The organism is Achromobacter sp., assembly GCF_036567245.1.
Lineage (GTDB): Bacteria > Pseudomonadota > Gammaproteobacteria > Burkholderiales > Burkholderiaceae_B > Achromobacter.
In genome coordinates this window covers 1-5,429 of the sequence record NZ_DATCUY010000118.1, presented here as the reverse complement: position 1 = coordinate 5,429, position 5,429 = coordinate 1, and the positions used below count along the sequence as shown (strand labels likewise).

The 5,429-nt window shown below is 67.7% G+C and carries 4 protein-coding genes and 2 pseudogenes; all 6 read left to right on the top strand.

What is annotated here, in order from left to right; all coding sequences use genetic code 11:
• Nucleotides 1-202: pseudogene (locus VIR09_RS05275) on the top strand (Fe2+-dicitrate sensor protein); the annotation flags it as partial.
• Nucleotides 183-572, top strand: a pseudogene (locus tag VIR09_RS31565) (STN domain-containing protein); the annotation flags it as partial. The pseudogenes VIR09_RS05275 and VIR09_RS31565, both read left to right, overlap by 20 nt.
• Before the next feature lie 48 nt (nucleotides 573-620).
• Nucleotides 621-2,663, top strand: coding sequence for a TonB-dependent siderophore receptor (locus tag VIR09_RS05270; RefSeq protein WP_414639391.1), 2,043 nt, complete (start codon nucleotides 621-623; stop codon nucleotides 2,661-2,663).
• Between the two features lie 172 nt (nucleotides 2,664-2,835).
• Nucleotides 2,836-4,068 carry a 3-methyl-2-oxobutanoate dehydrogenase (2-methylpropanoyl-transferring) subunit alpha gene (locus VIR09_RS05265; RefSeq protein WP_332011920.1) on the top strand — a complete coding sequence of 411 codons (1,233 nt, stop codon included), beginning with the start codon at nucleotides 2,836-2,838 and terminating at the stop codon, nucleotides 4,066-4,068.
• 2 nt (nucleotides 4,069-4,070) lie between these two features.
• Entirely contained in the window at nucleotides 4,071-5,114 is a 1,044-nt protein-coding gene (locus VIR09_RS05260) for an alpha-ketoacid dehydrogenase subunit beta (RefSeq protein WP_088140004.1), read from the top strand.
• Between the two features lie 3 nt (nucleotides 5,115-5,117).
• Nucleotides 5,118-5,429: biotin/lipoyl-containing protein (locus VIR09_RS05255; protein ID WP_332011919.1), on the top strand; the 312-nt coding region annotated here is incomplete at its 3' end.

Sequence of the window (5,429 nt, the reverse complement as noted above, 5' to 3'; positions counted from 1 at the left end):
AGCGGCGCTGCGGCCGTACCGGCGCGGCTTCCTGCGCATCACGCCCGAGGCCGCCCGGCTGCGGGTGCTGGGCGCCTTTCCGCTGGACGACACCGATCAGGTGTTGGAATCGCTGCGGCAGACCTTGCCGATCTCGGTGCGCGCGCTGGGCGGCTGGCTGGTCAGCATCGATCTGCGCGCGGATGCCCTCGAAAAAAAATGATCGCTTGCGCCGGGCCCGCTGGACATACCTCCTGAAGCACACACTTGCCGCAGGAGATTCCATGTTCCCCGTTAGTACCGCGCCGCGCCTGGCGGCCGCGTTCCTCATCGCCCTGGCCGTGCCGGCCGGTTCCCTCCATGCACAAACCAGCGCCCAGACGGGCGCGCCTGCTGCGCTGCGCTACGACCTGCCGGCCGCGCCGCTGGGCGATACCTTGACCCGCATCGCACGCCAGAGCGGCCGCGCGGTGTCCGTCGATCCGGCACTGGTGGCGGGCCGCCAGGCCCCGGCGGTGGCCGGCACCTATACCGCTGAGCAGGCCCTGCGGCAGGCGCTGGCGGGCAGCGGGCTGGAATTGCGGATCACGGCCAATGGCACCTTCAGCGCGCGGCCCCTGCCGCAGGCGGGAGCGGCGGCCATGCTGGAGCCGGTGCGCGTGACCGGTACGGCCGAATCGCCCACCGGCCACGTCGACGGCTATGTGGCTTTGCGCAACATGGCTGGCACCAAGACCGACACGCCGCTGATCGAGACGCCGCAGTCCGTATCGGTGGTCACCAGCGACCAGATCCGCGTCGTCAAGGCCGGCAGCCTGGCCGACGCGCTGGGCTACACGCCGGGCGTGGCGACCCAGTCGCCGGCGTTCAGCCGCATGGTGGACGACCTGATGCTGCGCGGCTTCAACGTGGCCACCGGTAATTCCGGCCTGCTGCGTGATGGGCTCAAGCTGCAATCCAACGTCTACGACGGCGGCCAGGAGCCCTACGGGCTGGAACGCGTCGAGGTGCTGCGTGGCGCGTCCTCGGTGCTGTACGGCCAACTCACGCCGGGTGGCGTGGTCAACGCCGTCAGCAAGCGCCCGACCGCGGAGACCCTGCGCGAGCTGAACCTGGAGACCGGCAGCTATGGCCGCCGGCAGGTGTCGGGCGATTTTTCCGGTGCGCTGACCGAAGATGGCGCCTGGTCCTACCGCCTGACCGGCCTGGCGCGCAATGCCGACAATTGGGTCGACCACGTGCCTGACGATCGCACCTACCTGGCGCCAGCCCTGACCTGGCGGCCCAGCGCGGCGACCTCACTGACGCTGCTGGCCAGCTATCAGCGCATCCGCACCCGTTTCGCGCCTCCGATGCCGGCGGCCAACACGCTGAACGGCCAGATCCCCCGCGACCTGTTCATCGGCGAGCCGGATTTCGACCGCTACGACACCGACACCTACACAGCCGGATACGTCTTCGAGCACGCCTTCAATGAGCGCGTCAGGCTGCGCCAGAGCGCGCGCTATTTCACCGCGGACGGCAAGTGGGACTACCTGTCGTTCGGCGGCCTGCAGGCCAACGGCGTGACGCTGCGGCGCGGCGTCGTCAGCCGCACCGAGCGTTCGTACGGCATCGCTGCCGATACCTCGCTGGAATTCAAGTTCGAGGGCGGAGGCCTGCAGCACACCGTGCTGGCGGGCCTGGACTACTACCGCAGCAACTACGACACCAGCCGGCATTCGGGCACGGTGGCGCCGCTGGGCGATATCTACCATCCCGTCTACGGCGCGGTGCCGATGGTGAACACGGCGCGCGACAACGGTTTCGTGACGCGTTCGGACGGCATCGGGCTGTATCTGCAGGATCAGATCAAGATCCGCGACCAGTGGGTGGTGGTGCTGGGCGGGCGCCAGGACTGGACCGATACCGATCAGCGTGGCCACGCTACCGGCGCCGCCACCCGGCAGCGCGATACCGCCACCACCGGGCGCGTCGGCCTGGTGTACCTGGCGCCGGCGGGCCTGGCGCCTTATGTGAGCGTGAGCCAGTCTTTCGCGCCCACCGTGGGCATGGACCGCACGGGCAATGCCTTCAGGCCGACCAAAGGGCAGCAGTACGAACTGGGCCTGCGCTACGAGCCGCCGGGCAGCGATATGTTGTACAGCGCCGCCGTCTATGACCTGACGCAGACCAACGCCCTGACCGCCGACCCGGTGGATCCGACCTATTCGGTGCAGACCGGCAAGGCCCGCTCGCGCGGCCTGGAATTGGAGGCCAAGGCGCGGCTGGGGGCGCTGAACCTGACCGCCAGCTATGCCTATACCGATGCGCGCACCATCCGCAGCACTTTGCCGGAACTGGTCGGCCAGCGCACCACGCTGGTGCCGCTGCACAGCGCCGCGGTCTGGGCCGACTACAACCTGACCGCGGCCGGCGCGCCCGGGCTGACGCTGGGCGCAGGCGTGCGCTATGCCAGCTCGACCAATCTGCCGGGCTATCCCGCCGAGGTGCCTGGCCAGTTCCTGGTGGACGCGATGGCGGCGTACGACTTCGGCGCGCTCTCGTCCGAGTTCGCCGGCCTGTCCTTGACCGTGAACGCGCGCAACCTGTTCAACCGCGGTTACTTGTCATGCGCCGGCGCCACCGGTTGCCGCTATGGCGACCCGCGCACGCTCTACGCGGCCCTCAGCTACCGCTGGTAGCGAGGTCCGGCGCGGCCGCTGTCTCGGGGCCGCGCCCTGTGCTACTCTGGCTCCCGGCCTTGCATGTTCATCCCTTTGCACGGGCCGACGATGGCAATGTCCGAGGTCATCCCCTTGGGCAGTGTCTTGGTAAGAAGAATGCGCATGACACGATCAAGCGTGGAGACAATACATGAGCCAATATGGGCCGTTGAAGTTGCACGTCCCGGAGCCTACCGGCCGTCCGGGTTGCAAGACCGACTTTTCCTACCTGCACCTGTCGCCGCCCGGCGATGTGCCCAAACCCCCCATTGATGTTGCCGCGGTCGATACCGGCAGACTGGCCTACAGCCTGGTCCGGGTGATCGCCGACGACGGCAGCGCCGTCGGACCGTGGGCGCCGGAGCTCAGCCACGAGCAGCTGCGCGCCGGCATGCGCAACATGCTGAAGACGCGCCTCTTCGATGCGCGCATGTTGACCGCCCAGCGCAAGAAGAAGATCTCCTTCTACATGCAGAGCCTGGGCGAAGAGGCCATCGGCACCGCCCACGCCATGGCGCTGGAGCAGGGCGACATGTGCTTTCCGACCTACCGCCAGCAAAGCATCCTGCTGGCGCGCGACGTTTCCCTGGTCACCATGATGTGCCAGCTGATGTCCAACGAACGCGATCCGCTCAAGGGTCGCCAGCTGCCGGTCATGTACTCCGACCGCGAACGCGGCTTCTTCAGCATTTCGGGCAACCTGGCCACGCAGTTCATCCAGGCGGTGGGCTGGGGCATGGCCTCGGCCATCAAGGGCGACACCCGCATCGCTTCCGGCTGGATCGGCGACGGCGCCACCGCCGAAGCCGACTTCCATACCGCGCTGACCTTCGCGCACGTCTACCGCGCGCCGGTCATCCTGAACGTGGTCAACAACCAGTGGGCCATTTCCACGTTCCAGGCGATTGCCGGCGGCGAAGGCGCGACCTTCGCGGGCCGCGGCGTGGGCTGCGGCATCGCGTCGCTGCGGGTGGACGGCAACGATTTCCTGGCGGTCTATTCCGCCTCGAGCTGGGCCGCCGAGCGCGCCCGCCGCAACCTGGGGCCGACCCTGATCGAATGGGTGACCTACCGCGCCGGCCCGCACTCCACGTCCGATGACCCCTCCAAGTACCGTCCTGGCGACGACTGGAGCCATTTTCCGCTGGGCGATCCGATCGCACGCTTCAAAAAGCACCTGATCCTGCTGGGCATCTGGTCCGACGAAGAGCACGAAGCCGTCAAGGCCGAGCTCGACGCCGAGATCCTGGCGGCGCAGAAGGAAGCGGAAAGCTACGGCACCCTGGTGGACGGCCACGTCCCCAGCGCCGCCAGCATCTTTGAAGACGTCTACAAGGACATGCCGGAGCATCTGCGCCGGCAGCGTCAGCAGCTCGGAGTCTGATCATGGCTATCGATAACAACGCTGGTCCGGCCTCCGCGCCGATGACCATGATCCAGGCTTTGCGCTCGGCCATGGATGTGATGCTGGAGCGCGACAACAATGTCGTGGTGTTCGGCCAGGACGTGGGCTATTTCGGCGGCGTGTTCCGCTGCACGGAAGGCCTGCAGACCAAGTACGGCAGCTCGCGCGTGTTCGACACGCCCATTTCCGAAGGCGGCATCGTCGGCGTGGCGGTAGGCATGGGAGCCTACGGCCTGCGTCCCGTCTGCGAAATCCAGTTCGCCGACTATTTCTATCCCGCTTCGGACCAGATCGTGTCCGAGGCCGCGCGCCTGCGCTACCGCTCGGTCAACGAGTTCGTCGCGCCCATGACTATCCGCATGCCTTGCGGCGGCGGCATCTACGGCGGACAGACGCACAGCCAGAGTCCCGAGGCCATGTTCACCCAAGTCTGCGGATTGCGCACGGTGATGCCGTCCAATCCCTATGACGCCAAGGGCCTGCTGATCGCGGCCATCGAGAACGACGATCCGGTCATCTTCCTGGAGCCCAAGCGGCTCTACAACGGCCCGTTCGACGGCCACCACGACCGGCCCGTCACGCCCTGGACCGGACGGCCGGGCAGCGTGGTGCCCACCGGCTACTACACCGTGCCGCTGGACACGGCCGCCATCGTGCGGCCCGGCAACGCGCTGACCGTGCTGACCTACGGCACCACCGTGCACGTGTCGCTGACAGCCGCCGAGGAAACCGGCATCGACGCCGAGGTCATCGACTTGCGCAGCCTGTGGCCGCTGGACCTGGACGCCATCGTCAATTCGGTCAAGAAGACCGGCCGCTGCGTGGTGGTGCACGAAGCCACACGCACCTGCGGCTTCGGCGCCGAGCTGATTTCGTTGGTGCAGGAACACTGCTTCCATCATCTGGAGGCGCCCGTGGAGCGCGTGACCGGCTGGGATACGCCGTATCCGCACGCGCAGGAATGGGCGTACTTCCCCGGCCCGCGCCGGGTTGGCGAAGCGTTCAAGCGCGCGATGGAGGGTTGAGAGATGGGTATTCATGTCATCAAGATGCCCGACATCGGCGAAGGCATCGCGGAAGTGGAACTGGTCGCCTGGCACGTGAAGATCGGCGACATGGTGGCCGAGGACCAGCCGCTGGCCGACGTCATGACGGACAAGGCCACGGTCGAGATTCCCGCGCCGGTGGTCGGCCGCGTGGTCGCGCTGGGCGGGGACGTGGGCCAGGTCATGGCCGTGGGCGGCGAACTGATCCGCCTGGAAGTCGAAGGCGAGGGCAACCTCAAGCCGGGCGCGGAAGCGTCGCCGGCCAAGGCGCCTGCGGCTGCAGTGGCGGCGCAG